1 protein-coding gene is annotated in these 1041 nt (G+C 68.8%); it reads right to left on the reverse strand.

What is annotated here, in order from left to right; translation table 11 throughout:
* On the reverse strand, window positions 1-1041 hold a 1041-nt coding region (locus ACFV9T_RS42735), incomplete at both ends, for a beta-ketoacyl synthase N-terminal-like domain-containing protein (protein WP_385449294.1).

Below are 1041 nucleotides of genomic sequence, written 5' to 3' on the forward strand. Positions count from 1 at the left end.
CGCCTGCGCCGCCAGATGCATCGCCACCAGCGACGACGAACACGCCGTGTCCACCGTCACCGCCGGACCTTCCAACCCGAGCGTGTACGCCACCCGGCCCGAGACCACGCTGCCCGAGCCCGCGAGCATCGCGTAGCCCTCCAACCGGGGGTCGCCACCGCTGAGCCCGGTGGCGTAGTCGTGGTACATGACCCCGGCGTAGACGCCGGTCGGGGTGCCCTTCAACGACACCGGGTCGATACCGGCCCGCTCCACCACCTCCCACGCCGCCTCCAGCAACAACCGCTGCTGCGGATCCGTCGCCAGCGCCTCGCGCGGGTTGATACCGAAGAACCCCGCGTCGAACGCATCGGCGTCGTAGAGGAACCCGCCTTTGCGGGCATAGGACGTGCCGGGGTGGTCGGGGTCCGGGTGGAAGAGGCCGTCCAGGTCCCAGCCCCGGCCGGTCGGAAACTCCCCGATCGCCTCATCGCCCGAGGACACCAGGTCCCACAGGCTCTCCGGGGAGGTGACCCCGCCCGGGAACCGGCAGGTCATCGCGACGATGGCGATTGGCTCGTCGGTGGCCGTCGAGGTCACAGCAGGCATGGTGGGTCGGGCCGTCTCGCCGCCCAACCGGGTGCACAGGTAGCTGGCCAGGGCGTGTGGTGTCGGATAGTCGAACACCATCGTCGCGGGCAACCGCAACCCCGTCACCGCCGACAAACGGTTACGCAACTCCACCGCCGTCAACGAATCAAAACCCAACTCCTTGAACGCCACCCCCGACCGCACCTCACCCGACGAACCAAACCCCAACACCACCGCCACACAACCCCGCACCACCTCACCCACCACATCCAACCGACCACCCTCATCCAACCCCACCAACCGCCCAGCCAACCCACCAGCCGACACACCACCAACAGCCACCCGACGCCGCACACGACCCACCACCAACCCACGCAACACCGCAGGCACACCACCACCCACCGCCCCCACCACATCAAGATCCACCGCAACCACCAGCGGATCCGGGACTCGGCACGCGGCATCCAGCAG

The organism is Streptomyces sp. NPDC059850, assembly GCF_042731515.1.
GTDB lineage: Bacteria > Actinomycetota > Actinomycetes > Streptomycetales > Streptomycetaceae > Streptomyces.